At 70.8% G+C, this 17,076-nt stretch carries 15 protein-coding genes and 1 pseudogene; 8 read left to right on the top strand and 8 right to left on the bottom strand.

Annotation, left to right across the window (positions count from 1 at the left end; all coding sequences use genetic code 11):
* Window positions 1-427 precede the first annotated feature (427 nt).
* Complete coding sequence (lnt, locus tag ABZ656_RS27680; RefSeq protein WP_101407475.1) at window positions 428-2,056, top strand: apolipoprotein N-acyltransferase; 1,629 nt, start codon at window positions 428-430, stop codon at window positions 2,054-2,056.
* Between the two features lie 40 nt (window positions 2,057-2,096).
* A complete protein-coding gene (locus ABZ656_RS27685) occupies window positions 2,097-2,570 on the top strand; it encodes an NUDIX domain-containing protein (RefSeq protein WP_101407474.1) in 474 nt (157 codons plus the stop codon).
* 27 nt (window positions 2,571-2,597) lie between these two features.
* Here ABZ656_RS27685 and ABZ656_RS27690 read toward each other — a convergent pair whose 3' ends face one another.
* Complete coding sequence (locus tag ABZ656_RS27690) at window positions 2,598-3,881, bottom strand: SpoIIE family protein phosphatase (RefSeq protein ID WP_101407473.1); 1,284 nt, start codon at window positions 3,879-3,881, stop codon at window positions 2,598-2,600.
* A 173-nt stretch (window positions 3,882-4,054) separates the two neighbouring features.
* Between ABZ656_RS27690 and ABZ656_RS27695 the strand changes: the two genes are divergently transcribed.
* On the top strand, window positions 4,055-4,252 hold the full coding sequence (locus tag ABZ656_RS27695; protein ID WP_054228718.1) for a DUF2180 family protein: 198 nt from the start codon (window positions 4,055-4,057) through the stop codon (window positions 4,250-4,252).
* Window positions 4,253-4,417: 165 nt separating this feature from the next.
* A complete protein-coding gene (locus ABZ656_RS27700; RefSeq protein WP_101407471.1) occupies window positions 4,418-6,415 on the top strand; it encodes a glycosyltransferase family 39 protein in 1,998 nt (665 codons plus the stop codon).
* Window positions 6,416-6,428: 13 nt separating this feature from the next.
* On the opposite strand, the gene ABZ656_RS27705 is transcribed toward ABZ656_RS27700, so the two are convergent.
* Window positions 6,429-7,691 carry an alpha-L-fucosidase gene (locus ABZ656_RS27705; RefSeq protein ID WP_360271159.1) on the bottom strand — a complete coding sequence of 421 codons (1,263 nt, stop codon included), beginning with the start codon at window positions 7,689-7,691 and terminating at the stop codon, window positions 6,429-6,431.
* 266 nt (window positions 7,692-7,957) lie between these two features.
* On the opposite strand from ABZ656_RS27705, the gene ABZ656_RS27710 reads away from it, so the two are divergent.
* The 4 genes and pseudogenes from ABZ656_RS27710 to pqqB all read left to right on the top strand — a co-directional run bounded on the left by ABZ656_RS27710 (window position 7,958) and on the right by pqqB (window position 11,934).
* Window positions 7,958-9,199, top strand: a complete 1,242-nt coding sequence (locus ABZ656_RS27710) for an acyl-CoA dehydrogenase family protein (protein WP_101407469.1) — start codon at window positions 7,958-7,960, stop codon at window positions 9,197-9,199.
* A 160-nt stretch (window positions 9,200-9,359) separates the two neighbouring features.
* Window positions 9,360-9,782: pseudogene (locus ABZ656_RS27715) on the top strand (SseB family protein).
* Window positions 9,783-9,870: 88 nt separating this feature from the next.
* On the top strand, window positions 9,871-10,983 hold the full coding sequence (locus ABZ656_RS27720; RefSeq protein WP_180362703.1) for a hypothetical protein: 1,113 nt from the start codon (window positions 9,871-9,873) through the stop codon (window positions 10,981-10,983).
* 63 nt (window positions 10,984-11,046) lie between these two features.
* Window positions 11,047-11,934, top strand: a complete 888-nt coding sequence (gene pqqB / locus ABZ656_RS27725) for a pyrroloquinoline quinone biosynthesis protein PqqB (RefSeq protein WP_101408433.1) — start codon at window positions 11,047-11,049, stop codon at window positions 11,932-11,934.
* Window positions 11,935-11,937: 3 nt separating this feature from the next.
* On the opposite strand, the gene ABZ656_RS27730 is transcribed toward pqqB, so the two are convergent.
* From ABZ656_RS27730 to ABZ656_RS27755, 6 genes are all read right to left on the bottom strand, one after another.
* Window positions 11,938-12,333 (bottom strand): MarR family transcriptional regulator, encoded by a 396-nt coding sequence (locus ABZ656_RS27730; protein WP_101407467.1) that lies wholly within the window; start codon window positions 12,331-12,333, stop codon window positions 11,938-11,940.
* A gap of 71 nt (window positions 12,334-12,404) precedes the next feature.
* Window positions 12,405-12,758 (bottom strand): VOC family protein, encoded by a 354-nt coding sequence (locus tag ABZ656_RS27735; RefSeq protein WP_360271162.1) that lies wholly within the window; start codon window positions 12,756-12,758, stop codon window positions 12,405-12,407.
* Window positions 12,759-12,865: 107 nt separating this feature from the next.
* Window positions 12,866-13,897: a LacI family DNA-binding transcriptional regulator gene (locus ABZ656_RS27740; protein ID WP_101407465.1), complete on the bottom strand. Its 1,032-nt coding sequence runs from the start codon at window positions 13,895-13,897 to the stop codon at window positions 12,866-12,868.
* A complete protein-coding gene (locus tag ABZ656_RS27745; RefSeq protein ID WP_360271165.1) occupies window positions 13,894-14,799 on the bottom strand; it encodes a carbohydrate ABC transporter permease in 906 nt (301 codons plus the stop codon). The genes ABZ656_RS27740 and ABZ656_RS27745 overlap by 4 nt, the downstream gene beginning before the upstream one ends.
* Window positions 14,796-15,719, bottom strand: a complete 924-nt coding sequence (locus ABZ656_RS27750; protein WP_101407463.1) for a sugar ABC transporter permease — start codon at window positions 15,717-15,719, stop codon at window positions 14,796-14,798. The genes ABZ656_RS27745 and ABZ656_RS27750 overlap by 4 nt, the downstream gene beginning before the upstream one ends.
* Window positions 15,716-17,035, bottom strand: coding sequence for an extracellular solute-binding protein (locus ABZ656_RS27755; protein WP_101407462.1), 1,320 nt, complete (start codon window positions 17,033-17,035; stop codon window positions 15,716-15,718). Before ABZ656_RS27755 ends, ABZ656_RS27750 begins: the two co-directional genes overlap by 4 nt.
* Window positions 17,036-17,076 lie beyond the last annotated feature (41 nt).

Genomic DNA, 17,076 nt, shown 5'->3' on the forward strand with positions numbered 1-17,076 from the left:
CGGTCCCAGGGCTTCGGCGTAGTCGGCGGGCGTCCGTTTCGTAATCACTTGAGCCCGAGCAGGGCGAGTGGGCGGTCTGCGTTGCGGGCGTTGTGCCCCGAGCACGATCACTCCCGTGGCGTCCGAAACGTTTCGTCTCTCGCCTTCGGCCGCCGAACCGGCCGCGGACCTCATCCCCGTGGACCCCACCCCGTCGCCCCCCGACCTGTGCCGGACCCCGACCGCCACGGCCGGATCCGGCCGCACGTCAGAGGCTCGGGCACACCGTAACGGCTGTTGCGCCGGTTTGTGGATGAGTTGCGCAGGAACGGTGCATCAGGCGGGCATGCGGCGGTCTGTGGAGCGGACGGACCACTCCCGAGCGCCGGGAGATTCATGGTGCGGACCGTGCTGTCGGCGGCCAGGTCACGCGCCGTACACTCCCCGAGTGACCGTCACCGCAACTTCCGTAGACGAGCCGGATCAGCTCGAACCCCAGGCCGCGCCCGCATCGCGCGGGGCCAGACTGGCTCGGCGATACGCTCCGGCCGCCGCCGCGGCGCTCTCCGGAGTGCTGCTCTACGTCAGTTTCCCGCCGCGCACCGTCTCGTGGCTGGCCCTGCCGGCCTTCGCGGTCCTCGGTTGGCTCCTGCGCGGTCGCTCCTGGAAGGCGGGCCTCGGGCTCGGCTATCTGTTCGGCCTCGGCTTCCTGCTGCCGCTGCTCGTGTGGACCGGTGTCGAGGTCGGCCCAGGCCCGTGGCTGGCACTCGTGGCCGTAGAAGCGGTGTATGTGGCGCTCGTCGGCGCGGGCATCACCCTCGTCTCCCGGCTGCCCGGCTGGCCGCTGTGGGCGGCGGCGGTCTGGATCGCGGGCGAGGCGGCACGCGCGCGTGCGCCGTTCGGCGGCTTCCCCTGGGGCAAGATCGCCTTCGGCCAGGCGGACGGCCTCTTCCTTCCGCTGGCCGCGGTGGGCGGCACTCCGGTGCTCGGCTTCGCGGTCGTGCTCTGCGGCTTCGGGCTGTACGAGGTCGTACGCCAGGTCGTCGAGGGCCGGCGCACCGGTGCCGTACGCCGAGGGGCCGCCGCGGCGGCGCTGCTCAGCGTGGCCGTCCCCGTGGGCGGGGCGCTCGCCGCGCGGTCGCTGGTGAGCGACAAGGCCGAGAACGGCACGGCGACCGTCGCCGTCATCCAGGGCAATGTGCCGCGTGCGGGGCTCGACTTCAACTCCCAGCGGCGCGCCGTGCTCGACTACCACGCACGGGAGACCGAGCGGCTGGCCGCCGAGGTCAAGGCGGGCAAGGTCGCCCGGCCCGACTTCGTGCTGTGGCCGGAGAACTCCTCCGACGTCGACCCCTTCACCAGCGCCGACGCCCGCCTCGTGATCGACGACGCCGCCAAGGCCATCGGCGCGCCCATTTCGGTCGGCGGCGTCGTCGAGCGTGACGGCAAGCTCTACAACGAGCAGATCCTGTGGGACCCGGTCAAGGGCCCCCTCGACACGTACGACAAGCGACAGGTCCAGCCCTTCGGCGAGTACCTTCCGCTGCGTTCCCTGCTCGGCGCGATCAACAAGAACTGGACCTCGATGGTCCGTCAGGACTTCAGCCGGGGCCACAAGCCGGGCGTGTTCACCATGGACGGCTCCAGGGTCGGACTCGTCACGTGCTACGAGGCCGCCTTCGACTGGGCCGTGCGCAGCACCGTGACCGACGGCGCGCAGCTGATCTCGGTGCCGAGCAACAACGCGACCTTCGACCGCAGTGAGATGACCTACCAGCAGCTCGCCATGTCCCGCGTGCGCGCCGTCGAGCACAGCCGGACCGTCACGGTGCCGGTGACCAGCGGCGTCAGCGCCGTGATCATGCCGGACGGGAGGATCACCCAGCGGACCGGGATGTTCGTGGCGGACTCGCTGGTCCAGAAGGTGCCGCTGCGCTCCTCCGAGACCCCCGCCACGCGGCTCGGCATCCTGCCGGAGATGCTGCTGGTGGCGGTCGCGGTGGGCGGTCTCGGCTGGGCGGGTACGACGATGGTCCGCGGGCGCCGGAACGGCGCCGTTCCGGGCGATCTTGCCTGACCCCGGCCGGGTGGCGGAATCCGGCCGTTAGGGTCGGTCCATGGCTACCCCTGACTTCATCCGCACCATCCGGGCCTCGGCCGGCCACCAGCTGCTCTGGCTTCCCGGAGTCAGCGCCGTCGTCTTCGACGACGAGGGCAGAGTGCTCCTGGGCCGGCGCACCGACACCCGGAAGTGGTCGATCATCGGCGGCATTCCGGACCCGGGCGAGCAGCCCGCGGCCTGCGCCGTGCGGGAGGTCTTCGAGGAGACCAACGTGCACTGCGTCGTCGAGCGCGTGGTGCTGGTCCAGGCCCTGGAGCGGGTCACCTACGAGAACGGCGACACCTGCCAGTACATGGACACCACGTTCCGGTGCCGGGCCGTCGGCGGCGAGGCGAGGGTCAACGACGACGAGTCGCTGGACGTCGGCTGGTTCGCGGTCGACGCCCTGCCCGAGCTGAACGAGTTCGGGATGTTCCGGATCAAGCAGGCCCTGTCGGACGCGCCCACGTGGTTCGACCCCACGGCCTGAGCACGGACGCACCGGGGACCGGACGGCTCACAGGCGGATGACGACGAGCGCGGTGTCGTCGTCGGGGCCGCGCTGAGGTGCGGGGACGAGATCGGCGAGCACGGCGTCGGCGAGAGGCTCGGGGCCGAGCAGATGATGGTGTTCGACGCTGTGGGCGAGGCGGTCCAGACCGGCGTAGATGTCCTCGCCCCGGCGCTCGATCAGACCGTCGGTGTAGAGGACGAGGGTGCTGCCGGGACCGTAGCCCACCGTCGCCTCGCAGCGAGGAAGGGAGTCGTCGCCCGCTCCCAGGGGCGGGTCGGTGGCCGAGTCCAGCACCTCGACGGCGCCGTCGCCATGGGCCAGCAGAGGCGGCGGGTGGCCGGCGCGACTGTAGGTGACGGTCAGGGCGGTGCGGTCGATGACGGTCTGCACGGCGGTCGTCGCGAGCGCGCCGTCGACGGTGTGGGCGTGCGCCGCGAGGGTGGTGAGGGCGGTGGCGGGCCGCCCGGTGGCGCGGATCGCCGCGCTCAGGGCGCTGCGCAGCTGCCCCATGGTCCCGGCTGCCTCCAGGCCGTGCCCCACCACGTCACCGACCGCCACGGCCAGCCGTCGCGCGTCGAGGTCGATCAGGTCGTACCAGTCGCCGCATACGTTGAGGAAGCTGGTCGCGGGCCGGTAGCGCACGGCCACCCCGGGTCGGTCCGGCAGTGCCGTACTCGGCAGCATCGCGCGCTGCAGGGTGACGGCGACCTCATGCGCGCGGGCGTGGGCCTTGCGCAACTCCTCATTGAGTTCCTGCAGTTCCAGGGAGCGGTTCAGCAGATCGGCGGTCATCGCGTCCTCGGCGGTGAGGGGCAGTTCCGGTGCGGCGCCGAGCGCCCGCCGTGCGCGTATCAGCGCGGTGACCTCCTCGACGCGGTGGACGATGAGTGACACCCGGCCCTCGGCGTCGAGGAGAGGGATGTTGACGGGGCTCCAGTAACGCTCCTCGAACACGCCGGGCCGGTCGGGCACCTCCACGGAGTACTTCTGCAGGGCCATGGTGTCCGGCCCGCCGGTGGCCAGCACCCGCTCCAGCGAGGCGCGCACCGCCTGGGGACCACTGGCCCGGGGGTCGGAGGGGTTGTCGGGGAACACATCGAAGACGCACCGGCCGAGCAGTTCCGCGAGGCTCCGTCCGGAGACCCTCACATAGGCCCGATTGGCGTCGACCGACACCATGTCCGGCGTGAGCAGCAGCACGGGACTGGGCAGGGCCTGGAAGACCTCCGCGTAGTCGATGTCGATGCCCCTGCCGCGTCTTCCGGCCGGCGCATCACTGTCACTCATGTCCCATGTCTACTCCGCCCCCTCGTCCGATGCGACACGGTGACCGTTTCCCTCCCGACCGAGCGCACGGCTCGTGGCCGGGCCTTCTGGCAGAGTGCGATGTTCGGAAGGATGATGGAGGAAAGGTCGCAGCCCCCAACAGGGCCGTGCTCACCAAAGAACGAGGTGAGGACATGAACTGTTACGACTGCCTCGGCACCCCCGGTCCCGCGGTCGCCGTGTGCATCCGCTGCGGCGCGGCGCTCTGCCGCACGCATGTGCACGAAAGCCACCCGCCGACCCAGGACATCACCGGAACCGGCCGGGCCACCCACGAGAAGCCGGCCCGCCACATCACCTGCGGCTCCTGCCGCGCGGCGGAGACGAGCTGAGTCCGGCAGCGCACCGGCCGCGACCCATGGTGTGAGCCGCGGCGTCCGTCCCACGACCTGAACGTCACCTGAACGTCACCTGAACAGCCACCGCCCCCAGGCATCCCGGTGGACCGTTCCGCCCTCTTTCTGAGCGAACGGCGAGCACACCGGGAAGGTACGTCCATGGTCAGCACCACCGCAGCGATCCTCGCGTCGGCCCAGCGGACGGGCGGGCGGCTGCTAGCGCGTCCCGGGACGTCCGGCCGCAGCCCGGTGGGGGGACCGGCCCATGCCAGACCCGCGCTGCTCGCGATCCTCACGGTGGCAGCCCTGCTGTTCACCTGGGACATCCAGCACAGTGGCTACCACGCGTTCTACGCGCAGACAGCACGCAGCATGTCCGAGAGCTGGAAGGGCTTCCTGTTCGGCTCCTTCGACCCCGGCAACTCGATCACGATCGACAAACTGCCCGGCTTCCTGTGGCCCCAGGCGCTGTCCGCGCGGATCTTCGGATTCCATCCGTGGGCGCTCACCCTGCCCCAGGCCATCGAGGGCGTGCTCAGCGTCGCCGTCCTGTACCGCGCGGTGCGTCGCTGGGCCGGGGAGAGCGCGGGCCTGCTCGCGGCGGGCGCGTTCGCGCTCACTCCGGCGGTCGCGGGGCTCTTCCGCACGCAGGCCGAGGACCCCGCGTTCACCCTGCTCGTCCTGCTGGCCGCCGACGCCACGCTGCGCGCGGCCCGCGAGGCCCGGCTGCGCCCGCTGCTCGCGGCCGGGATATGGGTCGGCCTGGGCTTCCAGGCCAAGATGCTGGAGGCCTGGGCGGTACTCCCGGCGCTCGGCCTGCTGTACGTGGTCTCGGCACCGGCGGTGCTGCGCCGCCGCCTGGTGCACCTGGCCGCTGCCGGCGCGGTCTGCGTGGCGGTCTCGGCCTCGTGGGTGCTGCTGGTGACGCTGACCCCGGCCAAGGACCGTCCGTACGTGGACGGGACGACGAACAACTCGGCCGTCAGCCAGGTCGTCGGATACAACTTCCTCACCCGCTTCTCCAGCCTCGGCATCGACGCCAAGGACACCGGAAGCGTGGCGGCGCAGACCATGGCGGGCACCGCCCCAACGGAGCCCGGACACGGACACGCCGCCACGCAGTGGGCCAAGATGGTCGGACCGTCGCTGGCCTCGCAGGTCGGCTGGCTGTACCCGGCGGCCGCGCTCGCCGCGGTGTGCGGTCTGGTGTGGCTGCGCGGCAGGCCGCGTACGGACCCGCTGCGGGCGGGCTTCCTGCTCTGGGCGGTCTGGCTGGCCACGTACTTCCTGGTGTTCAGCGCCGGAGCGGTCGGCGGCCATACGTACTACATGGGTGTCGTGGCCGTACCGCTGGCGGCGCTCTTCGGCGCCGGGACGGTGCAGTTCTGGCGTGCCTGGCGCAAGGGGAGCGGGGCGCGGACGTGGGCGCTGCCCGTCGCCGTGGTGACCACGGTGGCCTGGTCGGCGGTGGTCGCGGGACAGTACCCGACGTTCCTGCCGTGGCTGGCCCCGGCCGCGATCATCCTCGCGGCGGGCGCGCTGGCGCTGCTGGCACTGTCCCGTACCGATGGCGCCGAAGGGGCGAGACGGCGCATCGCCGTGCTGGGCCTCGGCCTGGCCGTCGCGGCCATGCTGGGGCCCTCCGCGGCCTGGGCCTCCTCGGTCCTGGACCCCGCGTACGGGCACTCCGGCATGGGCTCCGCCGGGCCGGTGTCCACGTGGCACCACCACAACGCGCGGCAGCGGACCTTCTCCGCACCGCCCGCCGCCCGGAACGCGGGTGATATAGCCCCCGAGTCCACCGACGGACTCGACGAGGACCAGCAGCGGCTGCTGGCCTACACCCGGGCCCACCAGGACGGAGCCACCTACCTCTTCGCGACGACCAGTTGGCGGTCCGCCGCCGCGTACATCCTCTACGCGGGCGCCAAGGTGCTTCCCATGGGCGGATTCACCGGGGCCGCGCCCACGCCCACCGGAGCCCAGTTCCGTCACCTCGTCGCCACCGGCCGTCTGCACTACGTCGTCCTCGGCGGCGCGGTGACCGTCCCCGGCCGGACCAACGCCCGCTGGGTGCGCGCCCATTGCGCACGCGTACCGCTCCCGATGTCACGCCTCTACCGTTGCTCGCCCGGTTCTGCTGCCGTACTCCCTTGACACGTTCCCGTCGTCAGTCGCGGCCGGTGCCCCGGTAGAGGTCCAGCTCGCCCTCCAGTTCGACGGCGAGGACGGTGGCGTACTCGTCGAGGTCGGCCGCGGCGGGCGCGTCGATCCAGGTCACGCCCGGGACGGTGTCGAGGCCGCCGGTGACGTGGTGGCCCAGTTCGGTGCCGGTGCCCAGGACCGTGACGCGCTTGACCTCGTTGCGCAGGCCGCGCAGCGAGACGTTGTCACGGGGTGCGTCGAAGCAGATCAGGTACAGCGTGCGCCGGTCGGCGGAGAGGGTACTGGGACCGTAGTGGTGCCCGGCGGGCAGCCCGGCGACCGTCCCGTACACCGCGTCCGTGTGCCGTCCGATCCAGGCGCCGAGCCCCTCCAGGCGCTCGATCTGCTCCTCGGGGATGGTCCCGTCCTCGCGGGGCCCGGCTCCGAGCAGCAGATTGCCGCCCATGCCGATCGTCTCCGTGAAGTAGCGCACCAGCTGGCGCACCGATTTGAAGTCGCGGTCCTGCGGCCGGTAGCTCCACGAGTCGTTGATCGTCAGGCACAGCTCCCACGGGCCCTCCGGGGCCTGGAGCGGGGTGCCCTGCTCAGGAGTGGCGTAGTCGCCGTGGCTGAGCATCCGCGCGTTGAGGACGGCGTCGGGGTTGCCCGCGAGGATCAGCTCGGCGAGCTCGTCCATCCGCCACTGTTCCTCTGTGCGCTCCCACTCGCCGTCGAACCAGAGCAGGTCGGGGCGGAAGCGGTCCATCAGCTCGCCGACCTGGCCGTCGCGGTAGGCGAGGTAGCGCTCCCAGGCGGCCGGGTCCTCCTTGCCGGGCTCGGCGTGCGAGTAGAGGCTCGGCGGTTCGCCCGGCCTCACGTGCCGGATGCTGGGGTAGTCGGGGTGGTTCCAGTCGGAGTGCGAGTAGTAGAGCCCGACCTTCAGCCCCCGTTCGCGCAGCGCGTCGACGAAACCCGTGACCAGATCCCGGCCGGCCGGGGTGTCCCGGACGACGTCGAGACTGCGGTGGTCGGTGTCCCAGAGGGCGACGCCGTCGTGGTGTTTGGTGGTGAGGACCGCGTACCGGGCGCCGATGCGGGCGAACAGCTCGGCCCAGGCGTTCGGATCGTACTTCGACGCGGTGAAGCCTTCGAGCTGTTTCATGTACTGCTCGTGGGTCATCTCGCCCGTGTAGAACGACCAGGACTCGGCCGCTCCGCCCACGGCGTAGACGCCGTAGTGGATGAAGACGCCCAGCTTGGCGTCGGGAAACCAGGGTTGCATCGGCATGCGCCCACGGTAGGCGGCGGAGCTCGCGGGGCGCGTGGGCTCGGGTCACCATCACTGGTTCGTTTTCACCCTGGTCTTCGCCTTGAAGCACTGGCCGACGGGCGAGAAGGGCGCTCCCTTCGCGCCCCCGGGCGGGCAGGCAAGCGCTTCAATCGGCGGGCGGATCGGCGTACTTGGCGTTATCCGGTGGTACACCGTGGCGGATCTGCGTGTTCAATCACTGGTATTGCCACACGTACGGACAGTCCCGCCCGTCAGGAGGCCCCGTGATCGCCGTTCCCGAACCGGAACTCACCGAACGCGAAGTGATCGAGCGGGCCGTGGCGATGCGGCCCGCGCTGCTCGAACGGCAGCCGGAGACCGAGCGGCTGACGATCTACCCCAAGGACACCCACGAGGACTTCCTGCGTGCCGGTTTCTACCGAATGCTGCAACCGCGCAGGTACGGGGGGTACGCCTTCGGCCTGCCGACCTTCTACCGCGTCGTGACCGAGGTCGCGCGCGGCTGCCCCTCCACCGGCTGGGCCCTGTCTCTCACCGCCGCCCATGTCCTCCAGGTCGCCTCGGTCTTCGAGGAGAAGACACAGGACGAACTCTTCGGTGACGAGGGCGACTTCCGGGCCGCCTCCACCGCGACCCCCGTCGGGGTGGCGCGGCCCGACGGTGACGGTCACGTGGTCCTCGACGGCACCTGGTCGTACTCCTCCGGCTCCCCGTACTCCACCCACTATGTCGGTCAGACCCTGCGCGCCCCCGACGAGCCGGAGGACCCGCCGGGGCCGCTCGTACTGTTCGTGGCGCCGCGCTCCGCCTGGACCCTGCTCGACGACTGGCAGGGCGTCCTCGGTCTTCGCGGCAGCGGTTCCCACAGCATCCGTTTCGACGAGGCGCGCATCCCCGCGCACTTCACCCGGGAGGCGAGCCTGCTCGACCTGCCCGTCGAGGGCGGCTCCCTCGGCTCGAAGCTGCACGGCCATCCCATGTACGCGGGGCGCGCGGCGAGCTTCTTCCACGGCGAGCTGGCCGCCCTCATGATCGGTACCGCGTACGCGGCCGCCGACGAGTACGCCCGGATCGTCGCCGAACGGCCGCTGGTCCTGGACCCCGGCCGCACCCGCGCCGACCTCCACGACTACCAGCGCCACCTGGGGGAGGCGCTGGCCGCGATCCGCACGGCGGACGCGGCGCTGCGAGCCACCGCCGACGACTGGATGGAGGCCTGCTGCGACAACGTGTCGGGTCGCGCCCCCTTCACCACCGCCGTCGACAACCGGCTCGCGCTCGTCTTCGTCACCGCCGGACGCCTGGCCTGGGACGCGCTCCAGGGCATCCTCTTCCGCACGGCGGGCTCCCGGCACGCCCGCGACGGCGCGCGGATGCAGCGCTACTTCCGGGACGCCGCCACGATCTGGTCGCACCTCGGCCCCACGATGGCCGAACCGCTGGCCCGCCGCGTCGGCCGCGACCGCCTGGGCCTGCCGTCGGACGACATCCCGCTGATCTCCTGATCCCGCTGATCCGGCTGATCTCCTGCGTCTCCTGATCTCTTGAGCGCCGGCGGGCGGCTGCGGGGAATGCTCCGGCGGCGAGTGGGTACGCGCGACAGGAGCCGCGCCCGGGGCGAGTCCCGCCCTGGGTGGCCTGTCCGTCACTACCTGGGATCTGCCAATGGATACACCCTCGAACAACCACCACTACCTGCCGACGGCCACGACACCGGCCCAGGAGGCACTGAGCGCACTCGCGGAGAACACCGAGAACCCGCTGGCGCTGGACACCCTGGCCGGCAGCGAGGTACTGGTCCCCGTGCCGGACGACGCGAGCGAGGAAGACATGCGCGATCCCGCCGCCGTGGCGCTGCCCGTGCTGGAGCAGCCGGGCGGGGAGCAGGTGGTGCCGGTGTTCACCTCGGAGCCGGCGATGGCCGAACTGCTGCCGTTCGTCTCCCGCTACCGCCTGGTTCCGCTGGGCGCGCTCGCCTCCTAATGGCCGACCGGTGATCTGTCGCTCACCATCGACCCGAGGTCGCCGAACGGCCTGACCCTCACCTCCGAGGGCGTTCGTACCCTGTTGGTCCGGCCGCGGACCTGACCGTTCGACGTGCGGGTCGCGGGCCCCGTTCGCGCTGTACGAGATCCGTTGCGCTGAAGACGTCCGTGCCGGGCGTGAGAATGACCGCATGAAATGGATCTCGGGCGTGGCCGGCGGCCTGCTCCTGGTGCTGGTGTTCGCCAGCATCCTGCGCACCCTCGTCGTGCCCCGCGGGCTGTACTCCTCGATGGTGATCCGCTGGTGGCGCACCCTGCGCTTCCTGCTGCGCCTCGCCGCCCCCGGCGGCGGCTACAGTGCCATCGACCGCGCGCAGACCTGGCTCGCCCCGCTCATGCTGATGGGCATGCTCGTGAGCTGGCTCGGCGGCGTGCTGATCGGCTTCGGACTGCTGCTGCACGCCATCTCCTCGCTGACCTGGACCCAGTCGGTCCGGGAGGCGGGTTCCAGCCTGTTCACCCTCGGTTTCGCCAGCGGCGACCGACTGCACCTGTCCGTGGTGGACTTCGTCGCGGCCGCCACCGGGCCGGTCGTGATCGCCCTCCAGATCGCCTACCTGCCCACGCTGTACGCCGCCTACAGCCGTCGCGAGCTGGAGGTGACCCTGCTCCAGTCGCGCGCGGGCGAACCCGCCTGGGGACCGGAGATCCTCGCCCGGCAGTGGCTGGTCGACACCGAGACCGCGCTGCCCGAGCTGTACCGCTCCTGGGAACGGCTCGCCTCCGACATCGGCGAGAGCCACTCCACGTACCCCGTCCTGCTCGCGTTCCGCTCACCGCGGCCCTATCGCAGCTGGATCGTCGCCCTCGTCGCCGTCATGGACGCGGCCGCCATGCAGCTCGCCCTCACCCCGAGCAGCGCTCCGCCCGAGGCCCGCCTGATGCTGCGCGCGGGATTCACCGCACTGCGCGACATCGCCCGCTCCCTGCGTTTCCCTTACGACACCGACCCCGCACCCGACACCTCGATCCAGCTCACCTACCTGGAGTTCGACGCCGCCGTCGCGATGGTGGAGGCGGCCGGTTTCCCCGCCGAGCGGACGTCCGGACAGGCGTGGCCGCACTTCCGCGGCTGGCGGGTCAACTACGAGACGATCGCCCACGAGTTGTGCCGCCGCGGCGACGCGGTCCCGGCGCTGTGGACCGGGACGCGGGACTTCCCCTCGACACCGATCCCGCCCGCGCGCCCCGCGGACCGGCGCCCAGGCGAAGATCGTCCCGAACTGCCCCCGGCTGCCGCGTAGTTCTGGCCGCCGAGTGGGGAAGATCCCCCGGGTACGGTTCGGTGCGGAGGGATGGGGGTCCCCTTGAAAGTCGTCCTGCTGGGTACGGCCGCCGGTGGCGGCTTCCCACAGTGGAACTGCGCGTGCGCGCTCTGCGCGGCCGCCCGCGACGGAAGACTGCCCGCGCGGACCCAGGAGTCCGTCGCCCTGAGCGGCAACTCCCGTGACTGGTGGCTGCTCAACGCCTCGCCCGACATCCGTACGCAGCTGACCACCACGCCCGCGCTCGCACCCGGACCGGGGCCCCGGGACACACCCGTACGGGGCGTGCTCCTGACCGACGCGGAGGCCGACCATGTCGCCGGGCTGACCGTGCTGCGCGGCGGCGCCGGACTCAAGGTCTACGCCGCACGGCCCGTCCTCGCCACCCTGGCCCCACTGCGTGACCTGCTCGACCGCTACGCCCCCTGGGAGTGGGCGGACAGCCTGACCGAGGGCGGGTTCGTGCTGTCCGGCGGTCTGGTCGTCACCGCGCACCCTGTCGGTCGCAAGGCCCCGAAGTACGTCGCCGGCCCCGCCCCGGACGACCGCTGGGTGACCGCGTACCGGATCGAGGACCTGGCGGGCGGCGGAGTGCTTCTGTACGCGCCCTGTCTGGGCGCCTGGACCCCGGGGCTGGACGACCTGCTCGCCTCGGCGGACTGCGCACTGCTCGACGGCACGTTCTACGCGGCCGACGAGATGGGCACGGCCGTGCGCTCGCGGGGCGGGCGGCAGGCCGCGATGGGGCACCTTCCGGTGGCGGGCGCGCGCGGCAGCCTCGCGGCCCTCGCCCACCATCCCGGCCCCCGGCGGATCTACACCCACCTCAACAACACGAACCCGCTGCTCGACCCGGACTCGGACGCCCGTGCGCGGGTGAGCGAGGCGGGGGTCGAAGTGCTGCCGGACGGGGCGGAGCTCGTGGTGTAGAGGCTAGGCGTTCAGCATGCGCGTCAGCACGGCGCGTTGCAGGGGGCGTACCTCGGTGTGCAGGTCGCGTCCCTTGCGGGTGAGCGCGACCCACACGCCGCGCCGGTCCTCCAGGCAGACGGTGCGTTCCACCAGGCCGTCCTTCTCCAGCCGCCCGATCAGGCGGGACAGGGCGCTCTGGCTCAGATGGACACGGTCGGCGATGTTCTGCACCCGGCAGTGCTCGCCCTCGTGCGCGAGCTCGCTCGAGACGAGGATGTCCAGCACCTCGAAGTCGCTGGCCCCGAGACCGTGCGGGTGCAGCGCGCGGTCGATCTCGCACATCGTGCGCGCGTGCACCGACAGGATGTCCCGCCACCGGTCCTCGAGCGGGGCCTCGCTCGCCGTGTTCACTGCCATATGTGCACGGTAACAGAGGTCCGGGGTTTTATTGAGTGTGCAACTAGTGCGGTTGCAACAACCCGGCGGGGCTACTCGCCGGAACTGTCCTGGAGGAGCCCGACGAGGTTCCCGTCCGTGTCCTTGACCGAGGCGATCAGCCTGCCGCCACCCACGTCCTGGACGTCCTGGAGCGTCTCGGCACCGGCTTCCAGCAGGCCGGCCAGCGTCGCCCGGATGTCGTCGACGTGCCAGTACGGGACCGGTCCGGTCATGCCCTTGGCGTGACCGTTGGGGTCGAGGCCGACGTCCTGTCCGGAGTCCTTGAATCCGACGTAGTACGCGGTGTCCGCGTAGGGCTCCGTTCCGAGCAGCGCGCCGAACAGGGCCTTCGCCCGCGCGAGGTCCTTGACGGGATAGATGATGGTCTTCAGCCCTGCGGTCATGGTGACTCCTCCGTGGTGTGTTCCGGTGCTTTCACGGTAGGGCGGGGGAGTGCCCGGAGGCTTCTCGAATCCTGACCGGTCCCAGTCACTCGACGTCGGGGTGCGGCTCAGGTCGAGTCGCGTCGTACCAGTTCCGTCGGCAGGATCACCGCCGCCGGGTCGTCGCCCCCTATCTGCGCGAGCAGCACCCGCACCATCTCGTTGCTGATGCGGTCCCAGGGCTGGCGGATGGTGGTGAGGGCGGGGGTGACCGCGGTGGCGGCGGGGGAGTCGTCGAAGCCGCCGACGGCGACGTCCTCCGGGACCCGGCGGCCGGTCTTGTGCAGCGCGGCCAGCACGCCCTGGGCCATCAGGTCGGAGGCGACGAACACCGCGTCCATGTCCGGAGCACGGTCGAGGAGCCGCTCGGCGCCCGCCTCACCGCTGGCCCGGCTGTAGTCGCCGGAGGCGACGAGGCGGTCGTCGGCCTCGATGCCCGCCTCGGCGAGCACCTCCCGGTAGCCCGCGAGCCGCTCGACACCGCCCGGGGTGTCGAGCGGACCCGTGACCATGCCGATGCGGCGACGGCCCAGGGAGACCAGGTGCTTGACCATGTCCCGGGCGCCGTCGCGGTCGTCCGCGGCGACGTAACTCACCTTGGAGCCGAGCCCGATGGGCTTGCCGCAGGCGACCAGCGGCACGCCCGCCTCACGCAGCTGCTCGGCGACCGGGTCGCCCGAGTGGCTGGAGACCAGCAGCACTCCGTCGACGTGGCCCGCGGTGATGTACCGCGTAATGCGCCGCCGTTCGTCCTCGGTGCCCGCGAGCATCAGCAGGAGGGGGATGTCGTGCCCGGCCAGCGCCTGGGTGCAGCCACGCAGCAGGACGTTGAAGTTCGGGTCCTCGAAGAACCTCTCCTGCGGTTCGGTGAGCAGGAAGCCGATGGAGTCGGAGCGGCCGGTGATCAGCGAGCGGGCGTGCCGGTTCACGACGTAGCCCGTTCTGCGGATGGCGGCGTTGACCGCCTCCTGTGCCGCCGGGCTCACGTAGTGCCCGCCGTTGAGCACCCGCGACACCGTGCCCCGGGACACGCCGGCCTCGCGCGCGACGTCATGGATCGTCGGCGGTCTGCGCCTGCCCCCCGCGTTGGTCATGGTCACGACTTTACGGCTCCCGAGAGCAGATCGAGGCTCCAGAATCGCTGGATGACCAGGAAGAGGGCGATGAGCGGAATGATCGCGAGCAGTGCGCCGGTGATCACGAGCGTGTACAGCGCCGGGGTGTTGGCGCCCTGTTCGAGCAGCGTGAACAGACCCAGCGTGATCGGGAACTTCTCGTCGTCGCTGAGCATGATGTACGGCAGCAGGAAGTTGTTCCACACGGCGACGAACTGGAAGAGGAACACCGTCACCAGTCCGGGCACCATCATCGGCAGCGCGATCCGGGTGAAGATCCGCCACTCGCTGGCCCCGTCCATCCGTCCGGCCTCGACCACGTCACCGGGCACGGCCGCGGAGGAGTAGATCCGGGCGAGGTAGACGCCGTACGGGGAGAGGACGAGGGGCAGCAGGACGGACGCGTAGGAGTCCGTGAGGTCCGCCTTGGCCAGCAGCAGGTACTGCGGGATCGCCAGGATCACCGGGGGCATGAGCACGCCCGCCATCAGGACGCTGAAGACGGTCTCGCGGCCCCGGAAGCGGTAGATCGCGAGCGCGTAGCCGCTGAGCGCCGAGACGGCCGTCGACAGGAGGGCGCCGAGGCCCGCGTAGAGGGCGGAGTTGCCCATCCACTTCCAGTAGATCCCGTCGCGGTAGGCGTTGAGGTCCTTGACGTTCTGCGTGAAGCCGGAGCCCGGCAGGAACGTGAAGGTCGAGAACAGCTCACGGCCCGACTTGGTGGCCGCGATCAGCACCCACGCGACGGGCAGCAGACAGTAGAGCGCGCCGAGCAGCAGCGTCAGGGTGGGTACGAAGGCGATACGGCGGCGCAGCGGCGGGCCCTGGGCGGTGCCGGGGGTGGTACCCGCGGCCGGTGCCGCCTTGCGTACGGCAAGAGAACTCATCGTGCTTCCTCCTGCTTGTTACGGGAGTTCGCGGCCCGCAGGAAGCCGAAGGACAGGACGAGGGTGACGACGGCGATGATCGCCGCCTCCGCGGCGGCCGAGTAGATGTCGCCCCTGCCGAAGGCGTCCTGGTACACCTTCATGAGCGGACTCCAGGTCGTGGAGACGGAGTTGGTGAGGGGTTTGAGGGTGGTCGGCTCGCTGAACACCTGGAGCGTCGCGATGATCGAGAAGAAGAAGGTGAGCACCAGTGAGGGCGCCACCATCGGGATCTTGATCTTCAGCGCGATCTGCAGGGGCGTGGCGCCGTCCAGCTTCGCCGCCTCGTACACCTCGGCCGGGATGGCCTGCAGCGAGGTGTAGATGACGATCATGTTGAAGCCGGTGCCGCCCCAGACCGCGATGTTGGACAGGGCGAGATACAGCGGGCCGCCGTCCAGCAGGTTCGGCTGCGGCATCCCCAGTTTGTCGAGGACGAAGTAGAAGGGGCTGACGTCCGGGAGGTACAGGAAGCCCCACAGCAGCGCGGCGACGACGCCGGGAATGGCGTACGGCAGGAAGATCGCGAGCCGGGTGAAGGGTGCCAGGCGTACCTTGTCCGTGTCGAGCATCAGCGCGAACAGCAGCGCGAGGCCGAGCATCACCGGGATCACGATGGCGCCGTAGCCCACCACGCGCACCGCGCCGCTCAGCAGCTCGGAGTCGGAGAGGGCGTCCTTGTAGTTCTCCAGCCCCGCCCAGACTTCGTTGCGGGCGCCCGAGCCCAGGCCCAGGCCCTTGACCTGCACCTTGTGCAGGCTCAGCCAGAGCGCGTAGCCGATGGGCAGCGCGAAGAAGAGGGAGAAGAGGATCGTCGCGGGGAGGAGGAAAGCGTACGGGGCCCCCTTGACCCCGTACGACTTCCGACGTGCCGTGGTCACTGAGCGACCCCGAAGCCCTGCTTCTTGAGGTCGGCGACCGTGTCGTCCTGCATCTTCTTCAGAGCGGCGGTGAAGTCCGACTTGTCCTTGGCGGCGGCGCCGAACGCGTCCTTGAAGGTCGTGTAGGCGACGTTCACGTTCGGGCCCCAGGCGGAGGGCGCGGTGGTCTTGGCGATCTCCGCGGCCTTCGTGTAGAAGTCCGGCTGGTTGGAGAAGAACGCCGGCGGCTCGGAGAAGGCGTCACTGGTCTGCGCGGTGGTGGCGGCCGGGTAGATGCCACCCTCCTTCGCCAGCGCGGCCACCGCCTGCGGGTCCGTGTTCAGCCAGGTGGCGAACTTCGCGGCGGCCGCCTTGTGCTGCGAGTCCGTGGTGACGGCCGTCGAGGAGCCGCCCCAGCTGCCGGTGACGTCCGTGCTGTTGTCCCACTGAGGCAGCGGGGCCATCGCCCACTTGCCCTTGGTGTCGGGGGCCGCGGTGGTGAGGGTGCCGGGCGCCCAGACCGCGCTGACCCAGGCGATCTGCTTGCCGGTGTCCAGCGCCTTGTTCCAGGACGGCGTGTACATCGGCTGGTTGTCGATCGCGCCCTCCTTGACGAGACCGCCCCAGAAGTCGGCGACCTTCTGCGAGGCCGCGTCGTCGATGCCGACCTTCCACTTGTCGCCCGAGGCGGTCCACCACTTGGCGCCCGCCTGCTGGGCGAGACCGGCGAAGAGGCCGGAGTCGTTGGCGGAGAAGGTGGTCAGGTCCTTGTCCGGGGCCTTCTTCTTCAGCGCGCGGGCGGTCTCGGCGAACTGCTCCCAGGTCGTGGGAACCGTCAGGCCGTACTTCTTGAAGAGGTCCTGGCGGTAGTAGAACATCATCGGGCCGATGTCCTGCGGGATCGCGTACACGGCGTCCGAGCCCAGGGTCGTCTGCTGCCAGACACCGTCGGCGAACTTGGTCTTCGCGTCCTTCGACTCGCCCGCTATGTCGGCGAGCGCGTCATTGCTGACCAGGGTCGGCAGCGCCTGGTACTCGGCCTGGACCAGGTCCGGGGCCTTCTTCGCCTTGTGCGCGGTGAGGATCTTGGTGACCAGCGTGTCGCCCGACGCCTGCTTCTTCACCGTGACCGTGATCTTCTGCTGCTTGCCCGGCCCCTTGTTCCAGAGGTCGGCCACCTTGTCCATGCCCGGAGTCCAGGACCAGTACGTCAGGGACGCCGGACCGGATTCGGACGAGCTCTTGTCGTCCGACGAGCCGCAGGCGGCGAGTGCGGTGCCGCCGAGCGTGACGGCGATGGAGGTGGCCACGAGGCGACGCAGCTTCGTGTTTGGCATGGATCTTTCTCCCCTGACCTGGGTCCCCGCCTGCTGCGGCG

This window comes from Streptomyces sp. NPDC007095 (genome assembly GCF_040634475.1).
Lineage (GTDB): Bacteria > Actinomycetota > Actinomycetes > Streptomycetales > Streptomycetaceae > Streptomyces.

Excerpts from the sequence above, each read along its gene's own strand:
- ABZ656_RS27700 (WP_101407471.1), top strand. The coding sequence starts at position 4,418 with ATGGTCAGCACCACCGCAGCGATCCTCGCGTCGGCCCAGCGGACGGGC.
- ABZ656_RS27735 (WP_360271162.1), bottom strand. The coding sequence starts at position 12,758 with ATGACCGCAGGGCTGAAGACCATCATCTATCCCGTCAAGGACCTCGCG.
- ABZ656_RS27755 (WP_101407462.1), bottom strand. The coding sequence starts at position 17,035 with ATGCCAAACACGAAGCTGCGTCGCCTCGTGGCCACCTCCATCGCCGTC.
- ABZ656_RS27690 (WP_101407473.1), bottom strand. The coding sequence starts at position 3,881 with ATGAGTGACAGTGATGCGCCGGCCGGAAGACGCGGCAGGGGCATCGAC.
- ABZ656_RS27685 (WP_101407474.1), top strand. The coding sequence starts at position 2,097 with ATGGCTACCCCTGACTTCATCCGCACCATCCGGGCCTCGGCCGGCCAC.
- ABZ656_RS27695 (WP_054228718.1), top strand. The coding sequence starts at position 4,055 with ATGAACTGTTACGACTGCCTCGGCACCCCCGGTCCCGCGGTCGCCGTG.
- ABZ656_RS27730 (WP_101407467.1), bottom strand. The coding sequence starts at position 12,333 with ATGGCAGTGAACACGGCGAGCGAGGCCCCGCTCGAGGACCGGTGGCGG.
- ABZ656_RS27720 (WP_180362703.1), top strand. The coding sequence starts at position 9,871 with ATGAAATGGATCTCGGGCGTGGCCGGCGGCCTGCTCCTGGTGCTGGTG.
- ABZ656_RS27705 (WP_360271159.1), bottom strand. The coding sequence starts at position 7,691 with ATGCCGATGCAACCCTGGTTTCCCGACGCCAAGCTGGGCGTCTTCATC.
- ABZ656_RS27745 (WP_360271165.1), bottom strand. The coding sequence starts at position 14,799 with ATGAGTTCTCTTGCCGTACGCAAGGCGGCACCGGCCGCGGGTACCACC.